A 22,042-nucleotide genomic window follows, 5' to 3' on the forward strand; every position below is an offset into this window, starting at 1 on the left:
AGGAGCAGGTCGAGATGAGTTGGTCGAGATGATCCCCCTTGCTCTCCCGCAGCCGCGCCGGGTCGCGGTCATCGGCGGCAGCCGTATCCCGTTCGCGCGCTCCGACGGCCCGTACGCACACTCCTCCAACCAGGAGATGCTCACCGCCGCACTGAACGGTCTGGTCGAGCGGTTCGGGCTTCAGGGGCAGCAGGTCGGCGAGTTCGTCGCAGGCGCCGTCCTCAAGCACAGCCGGGACTTCAACCTGGCCCGCGAGACCGTCCTCGGCTCGGCGCTCGACCCGCGCACCCCCGCGTACGACATCCAGCAGGCCTGCGGCACCGGCCTCCAGGCCGTCATCGCCGCCGCCGACAAGATCATGCTCGGCGCGGTCGACTCCGCGATCGCGGGCGGCACGGACACCACGAGCGACGCCCCCCTCGGCGTCAACGACCAGCTGCGCAGACTGCTGCTGGCGGCCCGGCGGGCAAAGTCGACCGGCGGACGGATCAAGGCACTTACGGGGATACGGCCCCGGCATCTCGTCCCCGACATCCCGCGGAACGCCGAACCCCGCACCGGACTCTCGATGGGCGAACACGCGGCGATCACCGCCCGTCGGTGGGACATCGGCCGCGCCGAGCAGGACCTACTCGCCGCCACCAGCCATCAGCGGCTCGCCGCCGCGTACGAACGGGGCTTCCTGTACGACCTCGTCGTCCCCCACCTCGGCCTGGCCCGCGACCAGAACCTCCGCCCCGGCTCCACCGTGGAGAAACTCGCCACCCTCGAGCCGGTGTTCGGTGCCGACCACCCCGACGCGACGATGACCGCGGGCAACTCGACCCCGCTCACCGACGGCGCCGCCACCGTGCTGCTGGCGAGCGACGAGTGGGCGGAGGCGCACGGCCTGGAGCCGCTCGCGTATCTCTCGCTGTACGAGACCGCCGCCGTCGACCACGTGGGCGGCGATGACGGGCTGCTGATGGCTCCCGCCCACGCCGTACCGCGGATGCTGGAGCGCGCCGGACTCACCATCGAGGACTTCGACCTCTTCGAGATCCACGAGGCCTTCGCCTCCCAGGTGCTCGCCACCCTGGCCGCCTGGGAGAAGCAGGGGCTCGCCCAGGTCGACCGGGACAGGCTCAATGTGGCCGGATCGTCCCTCGCCACCGGGCATCCGTTCGCCGCGACCGGGGCGCGGATCGTCGCCACCCTCGCCAAACTGCTCGCCGAGCGGGAAGCCCCGGGCCGCGGGCTGATCTCGATCTGCGCCGCAGGCGGCCAGGGAGTCACCGCGATCCTGGAACGCCTCTGATTCCCCAGCCCCTTCAGCGATCGAGGACAACTTCAAGCCCGCTCGGCGGCCGAGGACGAAACGGTCGCCGGACGGACCGGCCGAACCGCCGTTCCCCTGTTGAGGAGCCGCTCGTGTCCACGTCAGCCTCTGCCGCCGCACCTGCCGCGACGGCCGCCGTACCCGCCCTGGTCGAGCCGACGAAGGTCAGGGCGGCGGACGGATCGGTACGGCAGGTCTCCGTACCGCCGATCGCGCCGCCCGTCCGGCGCGGATCGCTCGCCGAAATCCCCTTCGACAACGCCCGCGAGGCCCCGGGCGACGCCGTCCTCAGCCGCAAGCAGCCGGACGGCAGCTGGCAGGACGTGACGGCTGAACAGTTCGCCGGCGAGGTGCTCGCCGTCGCCAAGGGCCTGATCGCGGAGGGCCTGCGAGCCGGCGACCGGATCGCGATCATGGCCCGTACGACGTACGAATGGACGCTGCTCGACTTCGCGGGCTGGGCCGCCGGACTCGTCACCGTCCCCATCTACCCCACGTCGTCCGCCTTCCAGGCCCGCTGGATCCTCCAGGACTCGGGCGCTGTCGCCTGCGCCGTGGAGACGGCGGACGAGGGTCGACTGATCAGCCAGGAACGCAAACAGCTCGGCGATCTCGCCCACCTTTGGCAGTTCGACACCGGCGCACTCGGTCGGCTGAAGGCGCTCGGCAGGGACGTCCCCGACGACGCGGTCGCCGCCCGCCGGGCCACCCTGGAACCGGAGTCACCCGCCACCCTCATCTACACCTCGGGCACCACCGGGCGTCCCAAGGGCTGCGTCCTGACCCACGGCAACTTCTTCGCCGAGGTCGACAACGCCATCGAACTCCTCCACCCCGTCTTCAAATCGGTCAGCAAGGAACCGGCCTCGACCCTTCTCTTCCTGCCGCTGTCGCACGTCTTCGGGCGGATGGTCGCGATCGGCTGTCTGCGCGCCCGGGTCCGGCTCGGCCACGCCCCGTCCATCCGGACCGAGGACCTCCTCGCCGACCTGGCGGGCTTCCGGCCCTCGTTCCTGCCGGCCATCCCGTACGTACTGGAGAAGGTCTACAACACCGGCCGGGCCACCGCCGAGAAGATGGGCCGAGCCTCGTCGTTCGACCGCGCCGCGAGGATCGCCCAGCGGTACGGACAGGCCGTCGAGGCCGCCGAACACGGCACCGGACCCGGACCGGGCTGGGGCCTGCGGGCCGCCCGGGCCCTGTACGACCCACTGGTCTACCGCCGCATCCGGGCGGCCCTCGGCGGGCACGTCCGGTACGCGATCTGCGGCGGCTCCCCGCTGGGGCGCCGCCTCGCCGCCTTCTACGCGGGCGCGGGCATCGAGATCTTCGAGGGGTACGGGCTGACGGAGACCACCGCCGCCGCCACCGTCACCCCACCGCTCAAACCGCGCCTCGGCACGGTCGGCTGGCCGCTGCCGGGCACCGCCGTGCGGATCGCGGACGACGGCGAGGTACTGCTCAGCGGCGGGCAGGTGTTCCGCGGCTACTGGGACACCAAACGCGGCGCGCCCGTCCCCGCACTGGACGGCGGCTGGTTCGCCACCGGCGACCTGGGCGCCCTCGACGAGGACGGCTACCTCACCATCACCGGCCGCAAGAAGGAAATCATCATGACGACGGGCGGTAAGAACGTCGCCCCGGCGCCGCTGGAGGACTGGCTGCGCGCCCACCCGCTGGTCAGCCAGTGCATGGTGGTCGGCGACAACCGCCCGTTCATCACCACCCTGATCACCCTGGAGCCGGACGGGCTCCTGCACTGGCGGCAGATGCGCAAGAAGCAGGACGTGCCGATCCGGGACCTGGTGGCGGACGAGGAGCTGCGCGGCGCGCTCCAGCGCGCGGTCGACGAGGCCAACCGCCTGGTCTCGCGCCCCGAGTCGATCCGTAAATTCGTCGTGCTGCCGGTGGACTTCACGGAGGAGGGCGGACATCTGACACCGTCGCTGAAGCTGAAACGGGATGCGATCCTGCGGGACTTCGAGGCGGAGATCGAGGCGCTGTACCGGAGGTAGGGACCCGGACCTGGGCGTGACCGTGCAAGGCGGGCCCACTCGGGTCCGCCCTGGGCCCGTCCCGGCCCTCACCGGGTCCTCCGGCGCTACTGGGGACGGGCCGGCGGGCGGGACCACCCGTCGGCCATGAGGCAGGCGCAAGGCGCGCCGGGTGTCCAGGAGCTGGTGCGCAAACTCGTGCGGAAACATGCGGGAGCGTCACCGGGGACGCCCCCTCGGCGGCGCCCGGTGGGGGGTGCGCGACGCTGCGGCAACGGCCTTGGGCTTGGTGGGGGCCACCAGCCCCCCGCGGCCTCTCGGGCGGCCGTCCACGACTCCGTGCCATCGCCCCTGAGCTGGGCATTCACGTCCTGCGGTTCTACCGTTTCCCCATCGTGAAAGGGGATCCGATGGACCGGAACATACGCACGATCGACGACGTTCTGAAGCTGATGGACGGCCTGTTCGCGCCGGAGGCCGATCGCTGGACGGCGGACGGGGCCGGCTGGTGGGACGGGTTCTACGGCGACCGCTCGAAGCCGGTGCCGTTCTTCGTGGCGAAGCCGGACGAGAACCTGGTCTCGTACCTCGACCGGTCCTTGATCACGCCGGGCCGGGCGCTCGACCTCGGGTGCGGCCCCGGCCGTAACGCTCTCCATCTCGCCTCTCTGGGTTTCCAGGTGGATGCCGTCGACCTCTCCCCGGCGGCCATCTCCTGGGCCGAGGAGCGCGCCCGTGAGGCCGGGGCCGACATCCGGTTCCGCTGCGGTGACGCCTTCGCCGTCACCGAGGCCGAGTCGGGCGGCCCGTACGACCTGATCCACGACTCCGGCTGCTTCCACCACCTGCCGCCGCACCGCCGCATCAGCTACCTCGCCCTGCTCGACCGCGCCCTGGCCCCCGGCGGCCACCTCGCCCTCACCTGCTTCGCAGCCGGAGGGATGGGCTCCGAACTCCCCGACGCGGAGTTCTACCGCCGGTCCGGCCTCCACGGCGGACTCGCCTACACGCCGGAGTCCCTGCGCCGGATCTTCTCCGACCTGACGGAGGTCGAACTGCGCCGCATGCACGACGAGCCGCCCGAGTCCCCGTACTTCGGCGAGCCGTTCCTGTGGACGGCCCTGTTCCGCCGCGACGCGCAGACACCGCCCGGTGGGTCACCCACGGTGTGACGGAGCCGGAGTCAGAGCACACAGAACTCGTTGCCCTCCGGGTCGGTCATCTCCACGTGATCAGGGCGGCCGTCCATCTCGTGCTCGCGCACCACGGTCGCGCCGGCGGCGGTCAGGCGCGCGACCGCCTCGGTCACGCGCGGCCACCGCACCTCCCACGGCGTCTCGCGGCCGCCGCCGGCCTGTACGTCCAGGTGCACGCGGTTCTTCGCCACCTTCGGCTCCGGCACCTTCAGGAAGGACAGCGTCGGGCCCACCCCGTCCGGATCGCACAGGTACGCGCCGTCGTCCCACTCCTCCTCCGGGATGCCGTGGTGGGCGAACCACTCCTCCCAGCTCACGAAACCGGCGGGCGGAGGCTTCGGTACGTAGCCGAGGGCGAGCGCCCAGAATTCCGCCAGCCTGGCCGGATGCGCGCAGTCGAGCGTCACGGTCCACCTGGTCGACATGGTTCCTCCTGGGTATGGGGCGATGACGGGGACCGTATCGCGCGCCTCCGACACCCGGGCGGCGCCGGACTCGCGCCGGGCGTGATCTCGATCGGCCGAGGGCGGTACCGGTTTCGACCGCCGGCCAACGGCTGTCCGGCTACCGCCCCGGGCGATGGATCCGCTGTTCCCTCCTTCCTCTTGTCTGATGCACCGTCAGGTACGACGATGGCACCCGCTCCGAAAAATGACGGAACGTCAGATCAGGTCGGGGCGGACACGGAGGAAGGGAGGCGACCCGGTGCCGATACTGCCCGCCGGGCGGCTGTCGTACGGGATGCAGCTCCCGGTCCAGTCGCAGAGCACCATCTATACGGAAGCGTGGGAGGCCTCGGCCGGGCCCGGTGATCTCGCCGAGATCGCCCGCACCGCCGACCGCACCGGCTTCGCCTATCTGGCGAGTTGCGACCATGTCGCGATTCCTCGACGGCTCGCCGAGGTCATGAGCACCGTCTGGTACGACCCGGTGGCCACCCTCGCCTTCCTTGCGGGGATCACCGAACGCGTTCTGCTGATGAGCCATGTCGCCGTCGTCGGACTGCGCCACCCGCTCGCCACCGCGAAGCAGTACGCCACCCTCGACCATCTGTCCGGCGGCCGGCTGATCCTCGGGGTCGGAGCCGGGCATGTGCGGGAGGAGTTCGAGGCGCTCGGGGCGGACTTCGACGGGCGCGGCGGTGTGCTCGACGAGACCATCGACGCGCTGAAGGCCGCGCTCGGGCCGGAGGAGTACCCGGAGTTCGCCGGGGAACGGTTCTCGTTCAGCGGGCTGGGGCAGCGGCCGCGGCCCGCGCAGGAGCGGGTGCCCGTCTGGGTGGGCGGCTCCTCGCCCGCCGCCGTGCGCCGGGCCGCGCTGCGCGGGGACGGCTGGCTGCCGCAGGGGGATCCCAGGGACCGGCTGCCGCAGCAGATCGCCGGAGTGCGGGCGTTGCGGGAGGAGGCCGGTATCGAGGAGCCGCTGGTCGTCGGTGCCATCACCGAGCCGCTGTACGTGGGGGAGCCGGCGTGGGCGGTGGGGCGGCCCACGCTCAGCGGGAAGCCGGAGGCCCTCGCCGAATCGCTGCGCGCGTACGGGGCGATGGGCGTGCACCAGATCCAGGTGCGGTTCCGCAGCCGGAGCCGTAGCGAACTGACCGATCAGATGGCGGCGTTCGCCGCCGATGTCGCTCCGTACCTCGACCAGCAGTAAGGAGCAGGGACATGGGCAAGCTGGATGGGCGCACCGTCCTCATCAGCGGCGCGGCGCGTGGGCAGGGCGAGCAGGAGGCGCGGCTCTTCGTCGCCGAGGGCGCCCGGGTGGTGATCGCCGATGTGCTCGACGACCAGGGGGAGGCCCTGGCGAAGGAGCTGGGGGAGGGGGTCGCCCGGTTCGTGCATCTCGATGTGAGCCGGGAGGAGGAGTGGCGGCGCGCTGTGGCCGCCGCCAAGGACGCCTTCGGGAGGATCGACGGTCTGGTCAACAACGCGGGGATCCTGCGCTTCAACGAGCTGGTGTCCACGCCTCTGGAGGAGTTTCAGCAGGTCGTGCAGGTCAACCAGGTCGGCGCCTTCCTGGGGATCAAGAACGTCGCGCCCGAGATCGAGGCCGCGGGCGGCGGGACCATCGTCAACACCGCCTCGTACACGGGGCTCACGGGGATGGCCTTCGTGGGGGCGTACGCGGCGACCAAGCATGCCGTGCTGGGGCTGACCAGGGTCGCGGCGGTCGAGCTCGCGGCGAAGGGGATACGGGTCAATGCCGTCTGCCCCGGGGCCGTGGACACCGCGATGACCAACCCGGCCGTGCTGGACCCGGCCGCGGACCCGGAGGAGTCCAGGGCGGCGGTGGCCGGGCTCTACAAGAAGCTCGTGCCGCTCGGGCGGATCGGGAAGCCGGAGGAGGTGGCGGCCCTGGCACTCTTCCTGACCTCGGACGACTCCTCGTACATCACCGGGCAGCCGTTCGTCATCGACGGCGGGTGGCTGGCGGGTGTCAGCCTTTTCTGAGGACGCCCATGGCTGACGAGACGTCAGCTATTGACGGGTCGGACCGTCGGTGGAACAGTCGGTCGCATCACAATCTGACGATGTGTCAGAAATGATTGAGGACGGTGAACCCCCTTGGAATTCGGGCTGTTTGTGCAGGGGTACGTACCCGCCGCGCGCGCCGAGGTCGACCCCGAGGCGGAGCACAAGGCGCTGATCGAGGAGACCGAGTACGTCATCCAGGCGGACAAGTCCGGCTTCAAGTACGCCTGGGCCTCCGAGCACCACTTCCTGGAGGAGTACTCGCATCTCTCGGCCAACGACGTGTACCTGGGGTACCTCGCGCACGCCACCGAACGGATCCACCTCGGCTCCGGCATCTTCAACCCCCTCGCCCCCGTCAACCACCCCGTGAAGGTGGCCGAGAAGGTCGCCATGCTCGACCATCTGTCGGAGGGGAGATTCGAGTTCGGCTCGGGGCGCGGGGCCGGCAGCCACGAGATCCTCGGGTTCATGCCGGGCATCACCGACATGAACCACACCAAGGAACTCTGGGAAGAGACCATCGCCGAGTTCCCCAAGATGTGGCTCCAGGACGAGTACGTCGGCTTCCAGGGCAAGCACTGGTCGCTGCCGCCCCGCAAGATCCTGCCGAAGCCGTACGGGAAGTCGCACCCGGCGATGTGGTATGCGGCCGGGTCGCCGTCCTCGTACGCCATGGCCGGCAAGAAGGGGCTCGGCGTGCTGGGGTTCAGCGTGCAGAAGGTCTCCGACATGGAGTGGGTCGTCGAGTCGTACAAGACGGCCGTCAAGGACGCGGAGCCGGTCGGTGACTTCGTCAACGACAACGTCATGGTGACGTCGACGGCCATATGCGCCGAGACGCACGCCGAGGCCGTGGAGATCGCGGTCGGCGGCGGGCTGAACTACCTGCAGTCGCTGCTGTTCCGCTACCACGACACGTTCCCGAGGCCCGAAGGCATTCCGGAGTGGCCGGAGCTGCTGCCGGAGTACAGCGAGGAGATCATCGAGCTGCTGATCGCCGAGGAGCTGATGATCTGCGGTGACCCGGACGAGGTGCTGCGGCAGTGCCGGCGGTGGGAGCAGGCGGGGGCGGATCAGTTGAGTTTCGGGCTGCCGATCGGGATCAGCCGTGAGGACACGATGAACTCGATCCGGCTGATCGGTGAGCATGTGATTCCGAAGATCGATACGGATCCGGTGCACCGGACGACGCGTTTCCGCACGGCGGCCTAGGCGGGGGCTGCCCCCGGATCCCCGCTCCTCAATCGCCGGAGGGGCTCGAGCTGGAGCGGCGTCTTCCCGGACCGCCGCTCCGCGAGCCGGGGTGCGTACCGCGGTCGTACGCACCCCGGCTGCATCCCGTACAGATCAGAAGGGAACCCGACATGCTCGACCACCTCATCCGCGGAGCGACCGTCGTGGACGGCACCGGTGCTCCCTCGTACGTTGCCGACCTCGGCATCCGCGACGGCCGCATCGCCGTCATCGCCGAGCCCGGCACCCTCACTGAGGAGGCTGTGACCTCGGAGGACGCCACCGGACTCGTGCTCGCCCCCGGCTTCGTCGACCCCCACACCCACTACGACGCCCAGCTCTTCTGGGACCCGTACGCCACCCCGTCCATGAACCACGGCGTCACCACCGTCGCCGGTGGCAACTGCGGGTTCACCCTCGCCCCGCTCCACCCCGACCGGCCCGACGACGCCGACTACACCCGGCGCATGATGTCCAAGGTCGAAGGGATGGCCCTCAAGGCCCTGGAGGAAGGCGTCGACTGGTCCTGGTCCACCTTCCGCGAATACCTCGACGCCCTCGAAGGGCGGATCGCCGTCAACGCCGGGTTCATGGTCGGCCACTGCGCCCTGCGCCGGCACGTCATGGGCGCCGACGCGGTCGGCGGACAGCCCGGACCAGGCCAGCTCGACGCGATGCTGCGGCTCCTCCACGACGCCATGGACGCCGGGGCCTGGGGGCTCTCCACCACCCGGTCCGCCACCCACTCCGACGGCGACGGCAAGCCCGTCGCCTCCCGGCACGCACTGCCCGAAGAGCTCCTGGCCCTCTCCCGCGCCGTCGGCGAACACGAGGGCACCCAGCTCGAAGCGATCGTCGCGGGCTGCCTCGACCAGTTCTCCGACGACGAGATCGACCTCCTCGTCGACATGACCGCCGCCGCCGGCCGCTCCCTCAACTGGAACGTCCTCACCGTCGACGCCGCCGTCCCCGAACGCGTACCGCGCCAGCTCGTCCCCAGCGAACGCGCCCGCCGGGCGGGCGGCCGGATCGTCGCCCTCACCATGCCGATCCTCACCCCCATGAACATGTCGCTCGGCACGTTCTGCGCCCTCAACCTCATCCCCGGCTGGGGCGAGATCCTCTCCCTCCCCGTCCCCGAACGGATCGAGCGGCTCCGCGACGCCTCCACCCGCGCCGAGCTGCTCCGCCGCGCCGACAGCAAGGAGGCCGGTGTCTTCCGGCGCCTCGCCGACTTCGGCCGGTACGTCATCGGAGACACGTACGGCGCGGCGAACGAGGGCCTCAGCGGGCGCGTCGTACGCGACATCGCCGCCGAGCGCGGCCAGGACCCGTTCCACTGCCTCGTGGAGATCTGCGCCGCCGACGAGCTGCGTACGGTGCTGTGGCCCATGCCCACCGACAACGACCCGGACTCCTGGGCGCTGCGGCAGCAGACCTGGCAGCACGAGGACGTCCTGCTCGGCGGTTCCGACGCGGGCGCCCATCTGGACCGGATGTGCGGCGCCCCGTACACCACCCGCTTCCTCGGTGACTGCCTGCGCGGCCGGAAACTCGTCCCCCTCGAACAGGCCGTCAAGATGCTCACCGACGACCCCGCCCGGCTCTTCGGGCTGCGCGACCGGGGCAGGATCCGGGAGGGCTTCCACGCCGACCTGGTCCTCTTCGACCCCGAGCGCATCGACGCCGGGCCCGCCACCCTCGTACACGATCTGCCCGGCGACAGCCCACGCCTCGACTCCAAGGCCATCGGCATCGTGTCGGTCCGTGTCAACGGCGTCGAGACGCTGCGCGACGACAAGGTGACCGGCGCGGTCCCCGGTACGGTGCTCCGCTCCGGCCGCGACACCCGGACGGTGAGCACGCAATGACCACCGCACCCCAGCGCCTCTTCATCGGCGGAGAGTGGACCGAACCCGACCACGGCCACTACGAGGTGATCAACCCGGCCACGGAGCAGGCCGTCGGTCTCGCACCCGAGGCGAGCCGCGAGCAGGTGTACGCGGCGGCCGTGGCGGCCCGCGAGGCCTTCCCCGCATGGTCCCGCACCCGCCCCGAGGAGCGGGCCGCGATCCTCGACCGCGCCGCCGACCTGATGCAACGCGACTTCGCCGCAAACGCCGCACTCGCCCGGGCGGAGAGCGGCGCGACGACGGGGACGGCCCGGTCCATGCAGGTCGCCGTCGGGGCGGCCCGCTTCCGGCGGTACGCGAGGGGCGCCCTGGAGCCGGTCGAGGAGGCGATCGCGCCGCAGATCAACGAGGCCGGTCCGATGGGCCGGGCCGGTGTCTTCGGCGCGGTCGCCGTACGCCAGCCGGTCGGCGTCGTCACCTGCATCACCTCGTACAACAATCCGTGGGCCAACCCGGCCGGCAAGGTCGCCCCCGCGCTCGCCATGGGCAACACGGTCGTCGTGAAGCCCGCCCCGCAGGACCCGCTCTCCGTCTACCGGATGGCGGCAGCCCTCGCGGAGGCGGGCGTGCCGCCGGGCGTCGTCAACGTCGTCACGGGTTCGGGCCCTGAGGCCGGCGAGGCGGCCGTCGACTCGCCGGACGTCGATATGGTCAGCTTCACCGGCTCCACGTCCGTCGGACAGCGCATCGCCGAGGTGTGCGGGCGAGGGATGAAGCGGCAGTTGATGGAGCTGGGCGGCAAGGGCGCCGCGATCGTCCTCGACGATGCCGACCTGGACGCGGCGGTGGCGGGGATCGGCACGACGTTCTCCTTCTACAGCGGACAGATCTGTACGGCTCCGACGCGCGTCCTCGTCCAGCGCGGCAGCCACGACGCGCTGATCGAGAAACTCGTCGCCTATGCGGGTCGTCTGGCGGTCGGCGACCCGGCGGCGCCGGGCACGGTCGTCGGGCCGGTCATCTCCGCCGCCCACCGCGACCGCATCGAGTCGTACGTCGAGCTCGGTCGGAAGGAGGGCGCGCGGGTGGTCACGGGCGGTAAGCGGCCCTCCCGCGTCGACTGCGGCTTCTACGTCGCGCCGACGCTCCTCGCCGACTGCACCAACGACATGCGGGTCGTCCAGGAGGAGATCTTCGGCCCGGTCGTCGTGGTCGTCCCCTTCGACGACGAGGAGGAAGGCATCGCACTCGCCAACGACAGCGACTACGGACTGATCGACTACGTGTGGTCCGGGGACGTGGCCCGGGCCTTCCGGGTGGCGCGGCGGCTGCGCGCCGGCGGGGTCGGGGTGAACACGATCGGCCGGAACATGGAGGCCCCGTTCGGCGGGTTCAAGAGGAGTGGAGTCGGGCGCGACGTCGGCTCGTACGCGCTGCACGCGTACAGCGAAGTGCAGGCGATCGTCTGGCCGGGCTGAGCATCGATACGGCGCGGCTGTCCGGATGACGGACAACCGCGGGAAATTTTCGAATCAGCATAAACCAGACAGTGCTGTGGTTCTCGTGCAGCGATCCAATCAAGCCGGACCGTCGATTGGGTGGAGATCTGCGATATTCACATTCAATTCACCTGCGGTCGGCGACAATTGGCCAATCAATCCAAGGGTGAGATGCCGGAGTCGTGCGCTCCGGATGTGGATATCGCAGCGCATATCGTCCTCTTCATGACTCAGCTGGACGTGCGGCCGCAGCCTGTGGTGAATGGCTGGTACGAGTCCGCAGGCGGTCCGCACGTTGAAGTAGCCATCGCTGCGGATCGCGATGCGTCCCGCGTGAGTCCCGGCTCTCTTCCCGCTCGGAACGGTGGCGATTGCCAGGTCTCCTGTCGCGAATTTGAAATGCTGCTTGACTCCGGGGCGCATCAGCCGTGGAAAGCCGTGCCGGTCGGGGACCGTGCGCCTGTAGGAGCCCCGGCCGTTGCACGTAATGATCAGAAGGCGGACTGGAAAGCTGACGATCCAAGTGCCTTCGTCCATGTCCCCGATGCAGAGTGCAGTGTGATGGTTTGTTCATTCCTGCGCGCGCAGCGCGGCATGCGGGCGCTGCGGTGGTCGTTTACGTGCCGACCCGCTCCTCCAGCCGTCCCAGCACCCGTCGCCCCGCCCGCCCCACAGCCACGGGAAGCAGAGCCGCGTGACGCGGGATGCGCACGCCGCCGGTGAATGCCACCAGGGTGTGATCCGGGGTGGTGGCGGACGGGGTCGCCGCCATGCCGATCAGGAGGAAGCGGCTCTGCAGCCATACCCAGCCGGGGCGGCGGATGCCGTCGAAGCGGGCCCGCAGGCCGAGGCGGCCCACGGCCACGGCCTCGATGCGGTCGCCGTCCGCACGGGTCAGGCGCAGGCCGCGCATGTCCGGGACCAGGTGGGCCAGTTCGCCGTCCAGGTCCGCGAGGAGCGGGGCGATCGTGTCGTACGGGGCGGCGATCTCACGGGTGGTGACACGGGCACCGCGGACGCCCGCCGCGAGGGCGTGCAGGCGGCGGACCGGGTCGAGGCCGGCTGCAGTGGGCCGTGGCGCGGAGCCCGGGGCGGGGTGGTTGTCGGTCATGACGACCATGCCTTCCTGAAGGAGTCCCGGGCCCGGTGCAGCCGTGACTTCACGGTGCCTACGCGCAGCCCGAGCAGTGCGGCGGCGGACTGTTCGTCGAAGCCCTCGATGTCGCGCAGGACCAGTACCGCGCGGTGTTCGGGGGAGAGCCGGGCGAGGGTGTCGTCGATGTCGGCGACCAGCTGCGGGTCGCCGCGGCCGGGCAGCGAGGTGAGGTCGGCAGGGACGGCGCGGGCGGTGCGGCGGGCGACGCGGACCGCTTCGCGGCAGGCGATCGCGCGCACCCAGCCGTACAGCGCGGCCGGGTCCTTCAGCGTCCGCAGACCGCGGAAGACGGCGACCAGGGTCTCCTGCACGGCGTCCGGTCCGTCGGCGAGCGCGATGGGCGCGCAGATGCGGCCCGCGTACGGGGTGAGGAGGTCGAGGAGTTCGTTCATGGCGATCGTGTCGCCGCGCTGGGCGGCGCGTACCAGCAGCATCGCGCGGTCGTGGTCATCGGACACGGTCGGGGGCTTCCTCCGTCGCGGCCTCGTTCTTCGTGAAGTCGTCCGTTGCCGCCAGGCGGAACGCGGCCACGGACATGGCCAGGCACAGGGGCGTGTACAGGGCCAGGTTGAGCCAGTAGAACGTGTCTCCCGCCCCGTCGTCGAGACCCGCCCGTACGCCGAACGCCCAGGCGGCGCCCGCCAGTCCGCGGACCGCCGTACCGCAGCCGACGGCCAGTGTCGCGGCCTGCAGGAGTCGGCCGAGGCGGTGGCGGCGGCCGAGCCGGGCGCGGGCCACGACCAGTGCGGATCCGGTCAGCAGCATGGTGGCCAGGGGGAGCAGGACCGGCGGGGTGAACGGCACGTCGGCGCCCAGTACCGCGTACGAGAGCGTCGTGACGTCCTGCGCGGGCCAGGTGGAGCCGGTGGACCAGAAGAGGTGCAGCAGGGCGTCCGTGGTCAGGACCGTGGCGATGGTGGCGGCGAGCGCGGTGGGGGTGGCGGTGGGGCGGGTCGGGCGCATGAAGGCTCCTCTGCGAAGAACGGGTGACGGGATGCGTCACCCCACAGAGGAGCCGGACCGGGGATTCGTTCCCCGGCCAGAGCGATGTGTGGCGATTCATGGTGCGGGGGCCGGTGACAGCGGCACCCGGCCGTTGAACCACAGCTTGTGGAGGGCCGCTTCGAGCACCGCCTCGGTGTCCAGGACCCCCTCCGGCGGGCGCACCTGGTTCTGCAGGAAACTCCACAGTTCGTTGTCGTCCCGGACGAGAGCCTGGGCGAAGATGTCGGCCCTGCCCAGCATTGTGGAGACGTAGCTGATTTCCGGGTGACGGCAGAGTGCGGCCACCGCCGCGTCGTGGTGGGCGGGGCGACCCGGAGAAAGAGCAGGGCCGGCCGGCCCCCGGTCACGGTGAACTCGAAGTCGCTCCCGCGCATCAGCTTGAGGACGATGCCCTCCCAGCCATGCCCCACGGCTGTCTCCTCACCGGGGAACCATCTCAGATCACGTTAGGTTAGGCTAACCTAAAAATTCTGGGGGCTGAGGAGTCGAGCAAGGGCGGGAACAGCATGCGCAACGAGGTCTACCGGGACGACTGGGGCATACCCCACCTGCGTGCGCCAGGAGCCCGTGAACTAGCCCATGCCCAGGGCCGCAACGCCGCTCTGGACCGCGCCTGGCAGATCGAGGTCGAACGGCACCGGGTGCAGGGAACGACGGCCGCCTTCCTCGGTGCGGAGGCCGTGGAGTGGGACCGGTTCGCCCGCCGGGCCCGGCTGGACGACACCGCCCGCCGCTGCTTCGAGCGCCTCGCTCCGGAGACCGCCGACTGGGTGCGGGCGTACGTCGACGGCGTCAACGCGGGGCTGGGCGAAGGAGCGGGAGAGGCGCCCGAGTTCGCCGCCGCCGGGCTTGCCCCGGGCACCTGGCAGCCGTGGACCCCGCTGGGTGTCTGGCTCGCCACCCACATCCTGTTCGCGGGCTTCCCCACCAAGCTCTGGCGTGAGGAGGTCGCCCGCCGGCTGGGCGACGACGCGATCGAACTCTTCGCCACCGACGGCCCCGGCACCTCCGGCAGCAATGGCTGGCTCGTCACCTCCGAGCGCACCGCCACCGGGGCGGCGATCATCGCGGGCGACCCGCACCGGTTCATCGAGGCCCCCGGCGTCTACCAGCAGATCCGGCTCGCCTGCCCCGAGTTCGACGTGGTGGGCCTCGCCGTACCCGGCGTTCCCGGCATCGCACACTTCGGGCACACCGGGGAGGTCGCCTGGGCGATCACCAACGCCATGGCCGACTACCAGGACCTCTACCGGGAACGGCTGCGGCGTACGTCGGCCGGTGGGGTGCAGGCGCTCGGTCCCGCCGGCTGGGAGCCGGCCGCCGCCCACACCGAGACCATCGACGTGGCGGGCGCCGCCCCCGTGACCGTCGAGGTCGTCGAGACCGCCCGCGGCCCGGTGATCACCGGCGGCCCGGACACCGGCGAGGAAGCCGTCAGCCTCCGCCACCCGCCCCGCGTCACCGGTGAACTCGGCTTCGACGCCCTGCCCGCGCTGCTCCGCGCCCGCACGGTCGCCGACCTCGACGTCGCCCTGGACCGCTGGGTGGAGCCCGTCAATGTGGTCCTGGCGGCGGACACGGCGGCCGCGACGCTGCACCGGGTCGCCGGACGCGTGCCGCTGCGCCCGCATGCGAATCGGCTGCGCACCGTGCCCGCCTGGGACGCCGCGTACGCCTGGCGGAGCCACCACGCACCGATGACGCGCGCGGACGTCCACGGCGCGGCGGTGATGGCCAACCAGCGGGGGATCGCCGCCCCGTTCGGCGTCGAGTTCGCACCCCCGCACCGCGCCGACCGGATACAGGAACTGCTCGACGAGTCCGGCCGCTGGACCGCCAGGGACATGGCGGCCCTCCACATGGACACCCATCTCGCCTCGGCCGGTCCGCTGTTGAGGCTGCTGGAAGAGGTGGCGGAGCTCGACGGCCCGGAGGCCGTACGGCAGCGCGACCGGCTGCTGCGCTGGGACCGGAGGATGGACGCCGACAGCACGGACGCCACGCTGTACGCGGCGCTGCGCGCCGAGGTTGTGCACCGGCTGGCGGCCCACCCGGCGCTCGCTCCGCTGAACGGTTCGGCGCACTCGGATCCGTACCCGGAACTGTTCCGCCCGTGGCTGGCGACGGTGCCGAGGATCGCCTACGCACTGGAGGGCCTGCTGACGGGGGAGGACGGGCCGCTGACGCACGCGGACCGGATGGCGGTGGTCGCGGGCGCGATGGAGCGCGTCGCCGGCGCGGAAGTGACACGTCCCTGGGGCGAGTTGCACCGGCTCTCGCCCTGGCAGGCGCTGCCCGGTGCCGACTCCGACGAGAACCGGCCGGGGCTCGCGGGCGACCACGACTGCGTGCTGTCCACGTCCAGCGTCCCCGGTGTCACCGACCGCAGCGCCCGCGGCCCCGCCGCCCGCTACGTATGGGACCTGGCGCGGCGCGAGGACAGCCTCTGGGTGGTCCCGTTCGGGGCGTCCGGAGTCCCCGGAGGCGCGCACCATCGTGATCAACTGCCGCTATGGGTACGGGGGGAGCTCGTCCCCGTCGTCACGGAGTGGAATCTGCTGCACCGAGAGGAGGAGAGACCTGACGTGAGTGCCGGGACAAGCGCCGGGACGAGAGCCGAGTCCGCCGTGTACGAACGGAAGGTCGACGGCTTCGGCACCGTATGCCTCGTCCCCGTCGACCCGGCCCGCGACCTCGACGTGCTCCACGCCTGGGTCACCGAGGACCGTGCCCGCTTCTGGGGCATGGGCGGGTACAGCCGTGAACAGGTCCTGGAGACCTATGAGTTCCTGGACTCGCTCACCACGCACCACGCCTGCCTCGCGTACCGCGGTGGCGTCCCGGTCGCGCTCTTCCAGACGTACGAGCCGGACGCCGACCCGCTCGGCCAGTGCTACGACGTGCAGCCCGGTGACCACGGTGTCCACCTGCTGATCGGGCCCACCGGCACCGCCGGACCCGAACCGGGCTTCACCGGTGCGCTGCTCTCCGTACTCATCGACTACGTCTTCAGCGACCCCGCCCATCTGCGGATCGTCGTCGAGCCCGACGCCCGCAACGCGAAGGGGGTCGCCCGGATGGTCCGGGCCGGTTTCGAGCTGGGCCCGGAGATCGACAAGCCGGAGAAGCGGGCCCGGCTCGCGTTCCTGAGCCGGACGGCTGCCGCGGGGGCGTAGGGGGCCGACGGGCTGCCGGTCGGCCCACCCCGCCGGAAACGCGCTCCGGGCCCGCGCCGACGGTCCGCCCTCGGGCAACATGCGCTCCGGGCCCGCACCGACGGGCCGCCCCTCAGGCCCGCGCTCCGACCTCCTCGACGATGTGCTTGTCCAGCGCGGCGCGCACCAGAGCCGCCGCGAGCACGGCCGGCCCGCGGTCGTCGACCTGCTCCGCCAGCCGTGCGAGCTCTGCCGGCGAGGCGGGCAGTCCCAGCTTCTCGGCGCCCTGAAGCGCCTTCGCGTCCAGGAAGGGTGCCGTCTCCGGCCACACGGCCTGCACTTCGCGCACGAAGATGTCCGCACCGGCCGGGCCCATGCCCGGGGTCCTGCGCAGCCCGGCCCGCAGGATGTCCAGGTCGCCGTCGGCCTCCTTGCGCAGCCGCCGCAGATCACCGCCGTACTCGACCAGCAGGAGCTGTGCGCCGTCGCCGAGCTGGGTGGCGGTGCGTTCGTCGTAGCGCTGGTAGCCGCCCTCGCCCAGAGCGTCGACGCGCTGCTGCCATGTCGACCCGATCATCCGTTCCGGCGACCGCATGCCGTGGGCGAACAGCGCGCGTGCCGCCGCCACCGCCGCGGACGCCCGGATGCGGGCGCTCAGCAGTTCGCTGAGTACGAGGAGTTGGTACAGCGACTGCGGTGTGTTCCGCAGCTGGATGCCGGCCTCGGCGGCATAGGTGGTGCCGTAGCGGCTGAGAAGGAACTCCATGGTCCTGCGGGCGGTCATGAAGGCCCGCCCCCTTCCTCGGCGGCGACCTGCTGCAGAGTGCGCCCCGTACGGGCCGAACGTGCCCGGTAGGGGTCGGGTGTGCCCGGCCCGTCATGGGTGGCGCGCCCGTCCCTGGCCTTGATCAGCAGCCATATCTCCTCGCCCGGGGCGTCGTTCCCACCGCCTCCCTTGAAGCGGGTGAGGGCGAACTCGCCGTGCAGCTTGGTGCCGTCGAGCCAGAAGGTCGCGTGCCCGTCCTCCAGGGACTGTTCGAACGGCACAGGTGCACCCCAGCGGTCGTGACTGAGCGGCCGGTAGGTGCCCTGGTCCCAGACGATCACCGTGCCGCCGCCGTACTCGCCCTTCGCGATGACTCCCTCGAACGTGCGGTACTCCAGCGGATGGTCCTCCGTAGGGACGGCCAACCGCTTCTCGCGCGGGTTCTCCGAAGGGCCGCGCGGCACCGCCCATGACTTCAGTACGCCGTCGACCTCCAGGCGGAAGTCGAAGTGCATGCGCCGCGCCTGGTGGATCTGGACGACGAAGCAGGGTGCCGCACCCGTCCGTCCGTCGTCGCCGCGTGGCTCCGCAGTCGCGTCGAAGTGCCGTTTGCCGCGGTAGTCCCGGAGCCGGTCGTCGCTTTCGCCGGTCATGTCCGGACACCTCCTCCCGGCAGGCCCGCCCGGTGTCCCCCTTCCACTGTGTCGCGCCCGGCGGTGAAGCGCACAGGGACGGCGTGGGCAGGCACCGTACATGTATGTTGACATCAAGTATCTTGACGTCGAGATGACTCTCCCGCAGGCTCCTCTCTTGACTCATTGATCTCTTGATGTCGAGGCATATCCGAGGGGACATACGATGCGGCGCGGCAACGGGAGCGGGGAACCGGAGACCCGGAAGGGCGGGCAGGGCTTGGACCGACAGAACCCCTCGACAAGGCTCATCGCCCCAGCTCAGAAGGCACTTTCGTGCTTCCCCCACTTCCGCCTCATCCCGACCGAAACGGCGAGGCCAGGGGCTGCCCCTAACCCTCCAGGAACACGGGATTGGTGAGCGCCGCCGGCGCTCCCGGCAGCCCCGGCACGGTTGACGGGTGGCGGACCTCGGCGCGGACATAGGCGGCGTACGCCGGAGTCGTACGCCACTCCACCGTGCCCGAGCCCGACTCCGGCAGTGCTGTGGTGAACAGCGTGCCCTGGTCCGTGACGAAGTGGACGGTGCAGCCGGGGGCCCCGGTCACCTCCAGCCGTACCGTGACCGGGCTGTCCGCGTCGGCCCGCAGCCGCTCACCGATCCCCGCGTGCCCGCCCCGCCCGCCCGAAGCGCCGAAGGAGAGGCTGACGGCGGACGACTCGGCGATGTACGAGTGCCCGGACCGGATGCCCGCGACGATCGCGGCGCGCGAGAGCTCCTCGGCGAGGACGACGGTCTGCGGCAGGCCCACCTTGTCGGGCTCGCGGTGCGCGTCGCTGTTGCCCATCGCCGGGACCCAGGGTTGCGACGCGCGGACGGCCGCCACGAGGGAGTTGTCCCACTCGGCGAGCGCGATCTCGTCCTCCGGGGTGTACGGCCCGTTCCACACCTCCACCGCGTCCGCCTCACCGAAGCCGAACTTCCAGTGGCAGCCGATGCAGGTGGCGTGCGGATGTGCGGGGACGACCAGGCCGCCCGCCCGGCGGACGGCCTTCGCGTAGTGCCCGAAGCGGTTGTCGCGGGCCCGGTAGCGCCAGTCGACGAAGGTACCCGGGTCCGTGGCGACCGCGATCACATGGCCGTTGCGGGTGGTGATCTCCTCACCCGTCAGGATGAGCAGGTCGTCGCCCCACAGCCCCTGCCACGCGCTGTGCGCGGTGTGGGTGTTGTGCTCGCTGCTGTTGATGAAGTCGAGCCCGGCGGCGCGCGCGGCGGTGGCGATCTCGGCGGGGGTGCGCTTGCCGTCCGAGTGGACGGAGTGCAGATGGCAGTCGCCGCGGTACCAGGCGCGGCCCCGGCCCTTGGCGCGCTCGGGCGGGTACCCGGGCGTCGGCGTCGTGCCGGGCTCGCCGAAGCGGAGGGTGATCGTCACCTCGTACGGGAGCCCCTCGGGCGCGACGGTGTACGGGCCCAGCGCGATGTTCCAGGTCCCGGCCCGCACCGGACCCGCGACATAACCGGGCGTCGCCTCGTCCGCCCGGATGAAGAAGCCGGCACGCGCCCCGCCGGACCAGCCACGGAATCCGCGCCCGCCCAGCTCCGTGCCGCGCTCGTCGAAGATGCCGATGTCGAGGGCGTTGCCCTGGGTGCCGGCCGGGACGGGCGTCTTCTCATACGTGTACGAGACGGCGATCTCCCGTACCCCGCCCGGTACTTCGACCGGCAGATAGACGAAGTCGGGCGACCCGGTCGGCAGGGTGCCGCGCACGGTCTTCGTCGGATCGGCCTGGTCCGTACCGCCACCCTGGTCGTTGTCCTTGCCGGGCGCGGCGTTCGCGAAGCTCACAGTGGACAACGTTAGGGCGGTGGCGGCGGTCCCGACGAGAAGGCCGCGCCTGCCGAGCGGGCCGTTCTGCGGGGTCTGCGATCCGGTCATGCGAGTGGCTCCCCGGGGTGTCGTGAGTGACGCGGGTGACGGACCCGAACTTTGCTGTGGGGCCATGAACTCACGGCAAACGGAGGAGGGTTCACGGACAAGAACCGGGACCCGAGAGGTCCTGGGCGTCCTGACCGGCACCGCATAGGTTGGGGCCAGACGACGACGGAGGTGCCCTCGCATGCGGATTGCCACAACGATCTTCCTCACCGACGGGACGATCACGCCGGTACGGCTCGCGCGCGAACTCGAACAGCGCGGATTCGCCGGGCTCTATCTGCCCGAACACACCCACATCCCGGTGACCAGGGACACCCCCTACCCGGCGGGCGGCGAACTTCCGCCCGAGTACGGCCGCACCCTCGACCCGTTCGTCGCCCTCGGCCAGGCCGCCGCGGTCACGGAACACCTCGCGCTCGGCACCGGCATCACGCTGATCGCCCAGCACGACCCGATCGACCTGGCGAAGCAGATCGCCACGCTCGACCATCTCTCCGGCGGCCGGTTCACGCTCGGCCTCGGCTTCGGCTGGAACGTCGAGGAGGCCGCGGACCACGGGGTGACCTGGTCGACGCGGCGGGAGCTGGGCCGCGACCGGATGGCGCTGATGCGCGCCCTGTGGGCGGACGAACCCACGGGGTACGAGGGTGAGTTCGGATCGGTCCGGGCCAGCCATGCGCACCCGAAGCCGGTTCAGAAACCGCGCGGCCCGGTGTCCGGCCCGCGCACCCTGATCGGCGGCGCGGCCGGCCCCAAGCTGTTCGCCCACATCGCGGAGTACGCGGACGGCTGGCTGCCGATCGGCGGCCGGGGGCTCACGGAGTCGGTGCCCGTGCTGCGCGCGGCCTGGGAGTCGGTGGGCCGCGATCCGGAGCAGCTTCAGGTGGTGCCGTACGCGGTGCTCCCGAGCGCGGGGAAGCTGGCGCACTACGCGGAGCTGGGCATCGAGGAGGTCGTGCTGCAACTGCCCCCGGCGGGGGAGGCAGAGGTACTGCGCACGCTGGACGCGTACGCGCAGTATCTGTGACCTCGGTAGGCCTTCGCGGACGACCTGCACCTCGACGCAGCGATCGACCGTGTGATGCGGTGCGAGACGAACACCGTGCTCGGTGGCTCGGGACGGGGGTGAGATCGTCGGGACGCTGACCCTGTCGCTGTTCCCCGCTCTCACCGGGGTCCGGGCACGCATCGAGGACGTCGTCGGGGATGTCTCCGCCCGGGGCAAGGCAGTTGCGGCCACGCTGACCCAAAGAGCCCTGGACCTCGCGCGGAAGGCGGGCGCCCGGACCGTCGACCTGACGTCCCGCCCGGACCGCGAGGCGGCGAACCGGCTGTATGAACGCCTCGGCCTCCGGGCAAGGGGGTCGAGGGTCTACCGGTTCCCGATGGAACAGGGCGCCGCGGCCGCCCTTCCCCGCCACGGCGACTGAATCAGTCACGCCCGCATATATGTGCGCCTCCTGCGGGTCGCACCCTCAAGGCGAGTCACGGCACATGGACGCCGGCCCCGACCTCGTTCGCCTACCAGTGGTAGGCGAACGGCAAGGCGATCAAGGGAGCGACCAAGTCTTCGCCGGCGCTCAAATCCGCCCAGCGCGGCCAGAAGATCACCGTGAAGGTCACCGCCCGCCGCACGGGCCACGCGAGCGGCTCGGCCACCAGCGGCGCGACCAGGGCGGTCGCCCGCTGACCGGGCAGGGGAAGCGGTAGCGGTACGTATGCAGGAGGGGCGCCAGCACGTACAGCCGGGTCCCGAGCGGCAGCGGCAGCTCCGGGGCGTCCCCGTCGGACGGGAACAGGTTGATCGCCGCACCAGCCAGCACC

General features: G+C 71.3%; 21 protein-coding genes and 2 pseudogenes. 12 read left to right on the plus strand and 11 right to left on the minus strand.

What is annotated here, in order from left to right:
* The first annotated feature begins 28 nt into the window (after positions 1 to 28).
* The 3 genes from ACWCP8_RS31635 to ACWCP8_RS31645 all read left to right on the plus strand — a co-directional run bounded on the left by ACWCP8_RS31635 (position 29) and on the right by ACWCP8_RS31645 (position 4,484).
* On the plus strand, positions 29 to 1,297 hold the full coding sequence (locus tag ACWCP8_RS31635) for an acetyl-CoA C-acetyltransferase (protein ID WP_451119580.1): 1,269 nt from the start codon (positions 29 to 31) through the stop codon (positions 1,295 to 1,297).
* 113 nt (positions 1,298 to 1,410) lie between these two features.
* Positions 1,411 to 3,333: an AMP-dependent synthetase/ligase gene (locus ACWCP8_RS31640; RefSeq protein ID WP_451119581.1), complete on the plus strand. Its 1,923-nt coding sequence runs from the start codon at positions 1,411 to 1,413 to the stop codon at positions 3,331 to 3,333.
* Positions 3,334 to 3,722: 389 nt separating this feature from the next.
* The gene (locus ACWCP8_RS31645) at positions 3,723 to 4,484 is read left to right on the plus strand and encodes a class I SAM-dependent methyltransferase (RefSeq protein ID WP_352265282.1); all 762 of its coding nucleotides are present in this window, start codon (positions 3,723 to 3,725) and stop codon (positions 4,482 to 4,484) included.
* A gap of 11 nt (positions 4,485 to 4,495) precedes the next feature.
* Here ACWCP8_RS31645 and ACWCP8_RS31650 read toward each other — a convergent pair whose 3' ends face one another.
* Positions 4,496 to 4,933 (minus strand): VOC family protein, encoded by a 438-nt coding sequence (locus ACWCP8_RS31650; RefSeq protein WP_352265284.1) that lies wholly within the window; start codon positions 4,931 to 4,933, stop codon positions 4,496 to 4,498.
* A gap of 280 nt (positions 4,934 to 5,213) precedes the next feature.
* On the opposite strand from ACWCP8_RS31650, the gene ACWCP8_RS31655 reads away from it, so the two are divergent.
* The 5 genes from ACWCP8_RS31655 to ACWCP8_RS31675 all read left to right on the plus strand — a co-directional run bounded on the left by ACWCP8_RS31655 (position 5,214) and on the right by ACWCP8_RS31675 (position 11,546).
* On the plus strand, positions 5,214 to 6,161 hold the full coding sequence (locus ACWCP8_RS31655; RefSeq protein WP_451119583.1) for an LLM class F420-dependent oxidoreductase: 948 nt from the start codon (positions 5,214 to 5,216) through the stop codon (positions 6,159 to 6,161).
* 11 nt (positions 6,162 to 6,172) lie between these two features.
* Positions 6,173 to 6,958: an SDR family NAD(P)-dependent oxidoreductase gene (locus ACWCP8_RS31660; RefSeq protein ID WP_356000117.1), complete on the plus strand. Its 786-nt coding sequence runs from the start codon at positions 6,173 to 6,175 to the stop codon at positions 6,956 to 6,958.
* A gap of 114 nt (positions 6,959 to 7,072) precedes the next feature.
* A complete protein-coding gene (locus ACWCP8_RS31665) occupies positions 7,073 to 8,194 on the plus strand; it encodes an LLM class flavin-dependent oxidoreductase (RefSeq protein ID WP_352265288.1) in 1,122 nt (373 codons plus the stop codon).
* Between the two features lie 152 nt (positions 8,195 to 8,346).
* Positions 8,347 to 10,086 carry an N-acyl-D-amino-acid deacylase family protein gene (locus ACWCP8_RS31670; protein WP_451119586.1) on the plus strand — a complete coding sequence of 580 codons (1,740 nt, stop codon included), beginning with the start codon at positions 8,347 to 8,349 and terminating at the stop codon, positions 10,084 to 10,086.
* On the plus strand, positions 10,083 to 11,546 hold the full coding sequence (locus ACWCP8_RS31675) for an aldehyde dehydrogenase family protein (protein WP_451119588.1): 1,464 nt from the start codon (positions 10,083 to 10,085) through the stop codon (positions 11,544 to 11,546). Before ACWCP8_RS31670 ends, ACWCP8_RS31675 begins: the two co-directional genes overlap by 4 nt.
* A gap of 99 nt (positions 11,547 to 11,645) precedes the next feature.
* Here ACWCP8_RS31675 and ACWCP8_RS31680 read toward each other — a convergent pair whose 3' ends face one another.
* From ACWCP8_RS31680 to ACWCP8_RS31705, 6 genes and pseudogenes are all read right to left on the minus strand, one after another.
* Complete coding sequence (locus ACWCP8_RS31680; protein WP_451119590.1) at positions 11,646 to 12,104, minus strand: hypothetical protein; 459 nt, start codon at positions 12,102 to 12,104, stop codon at positions 11,646 to 11,648.
* Positions 12,105 to 12,183: 79 nt separating this feature from the next.
* Entirely contained in the window at positions 12,184 to 12,678 is a 495-nt protein-coding gene (locus ACWCP8_RS31685; protein WP_352265295.1) for a hypothetical protein, read from the minus strand.
* Positions 12,675 to 13,181 carry an RNA polymerase sigma factor gene (locus ACWCP8_RS31690; RefSeq protein ID WP_352265297.1) on the minus strand — a complete coding sequence of 169 codons (507 nt, stop codon included), beginning with the start codon at positions 13,179 to 13,181 and terminating at the stop codon, positions 12,675 to 12,677. The genes ACWCP8_RS31685 and ACWCP8_RS31690 overlap by 4 nt, the downstream gene beginning before the upstream one ends.
* The gene (locus ACWCP8_RS31695; RefSeq protein ID WP_451119592.1) at positions 13,171 to 13,686 is read right to left on the minus strand and encodes a DUF3995 domain-containing protein; all 516 of its coding nucleotides are present in this window, start codon (positions 13,684 to 13,686) and stop codon (positions 13,171 to 13,173) included. The genes ACWCP8_RS31690 and ACWCP8_RS31695 overlap by 11 nt, the downstream gene beginning before the upstream one ends.
* Positions 13,687 to 13,782: 96 nt before the next feature.
* The gene (locus tag ACWCP8_RS31700; RefSeq protein WP_451119594.1) at positions 13,783 to 14,013 is read right to left on the minus strand and encodes an Lrp/AsnC ligand binding domain-containing protein; all 231 of its coding nucleotides are present in this window, start codon (positions 14,011 to 14,013) and stop codon (positions 13,783 to 13,785) included.
* A gap of 49 nt (positions 14,014 to 14,062) precedes the next feature.
* Positions 14,063 to 14,138 (minus strand): annotated as a pseudogene (locus tag ACWCP8_RS31705) (siderophore-interacting protein); the annotation flags it as partial.
* A 96-nt stretch (positions 14,139 to 14,234) separates the two neighbouring features.
* Here ACWCP8_RS31705 and ACWCP8_RS31710 point away from each other — a divergent pair.
* A complete protein-coding gene (locus tag ACWCP8_RS31710; protein ID WP_451119596.1) occupies positions 14,235 to 16,904 on the plus strand; it encodes a GNAT family N-acetyltransferase in 2,670 nt (889 codons plus the stop codon).
* A gap of 112 nt (positions 16,905 to 17,016) precedes the next feature.
* On the opposite strand, the gene ACWCP8_RS31715 is transcribed toward ACWCP8_RS31710, so the two are convergent.
* The 3 genes from ACWCP8_RS31715 to ACWCP8_RS31725 all read right to left on the minus strand — a co-directional run bounded on the left by ACWCP8_RS31715 (position 17,017) and on the right by ACWCP8_RS31725 (position 20,218).
* Positions 17,017 to 17,667 (minus strand): endonuclease, encoded by a 651-nt coding sequence (locus tag ACWCP8_RS31715; RefSeq protein WP_352265301.1) that lies wholly within the window; start codon positions 17,665 to 17,667, stop codon positions 17,017 to 17,019.
* A complete protein-coding gene (locus ACWCP8_RS31720; protein ID WP_451119598.1) occupies positions 17,664 to 18,302 on the minus strand; it encodes a DNA polymerase ligase N-terminal domain-containing protein in 639 nt (212 codons plus the stop codon). Before ACWCP8_RS31720 ends, ACWCP8_RS31715 begins: the two co-directional genes overlap by 4 nt.
* A gap of 371 nt (positions 18,303 to 18,673) precedes the next feature.
* On the minus strand, positions 18,674 to 20,218 hold the full coding sequence (locus ACWCP8_RS31725; protein ID WP_451119600.1) for a CehA/McbA family metallohydrolase: 1,545 nt from the start codon (positions 20,216 to 20,218) through the stop codon (positions 18,674 to 18,676).
* A 181-nt stretch (positions 20,219 to 20,399) separates the two neighbouring features.
* Between ACWCP8_RS31725 and ACWCP8_RS31730 the strand changes: the two genes are divergently transcribed.
* From ACWCP8_RS31730 to ACWCP8_RS31740, 3 genes and pseudogenes are all read left to right on the plus strand, one after another.
* Entirely contained in the window at positions 20,400 to 21,245 is an 846-nt protein-coding gene (locus ACWCP8_RS31730; RefSeq protein WP_451119602.1) for an LLM class F420-dependent oxidoreductase, read from the plus strand.
* An 82-nt stretch (positions 21,246 to 21,327) separates the two neighbouring features.
* Positions 21,328 to 21,648 carry a GNAT family N-acetyltransferase gene (locus ACWCP8_RS31735; protein ID WP_451119604.1) on the plus strand — a complete coding sequence of 107 codons (321 nt, stop codon included), beginning with the start codon at positions 21,328 to 21,330 and terminating at the stop codon, positions 21,646 to 21,648.
* 35 nt (positions 21,649 to 21,683) lie between these two features.
* Positions 21,684 to 21,908, plus strand: a pseudogene (locus ACWCP8_RS31740) (glycoside hydrolase Chb); the annotation flags it as partial.
* Here the strand turns inward: ACWCP8_RS31740 and ACWCP8_RS31745 are convergent.
* A partial coding sequence (locus ACWCP8_RS31745) for a hypothetical protein (protein WP_451119606.1) occupies positions 21,838 to 22,042 on the minus strand: 205 nt, incomplete at its 5' end. The pseudogene ACWCP8_RS31740 and the gene ACWCP8_RS31745 overlap by 71 nt on opposite strands.

It is taken from the genome of Streptomyces sp. NPDC002206 (assembly GCF_053593595.1).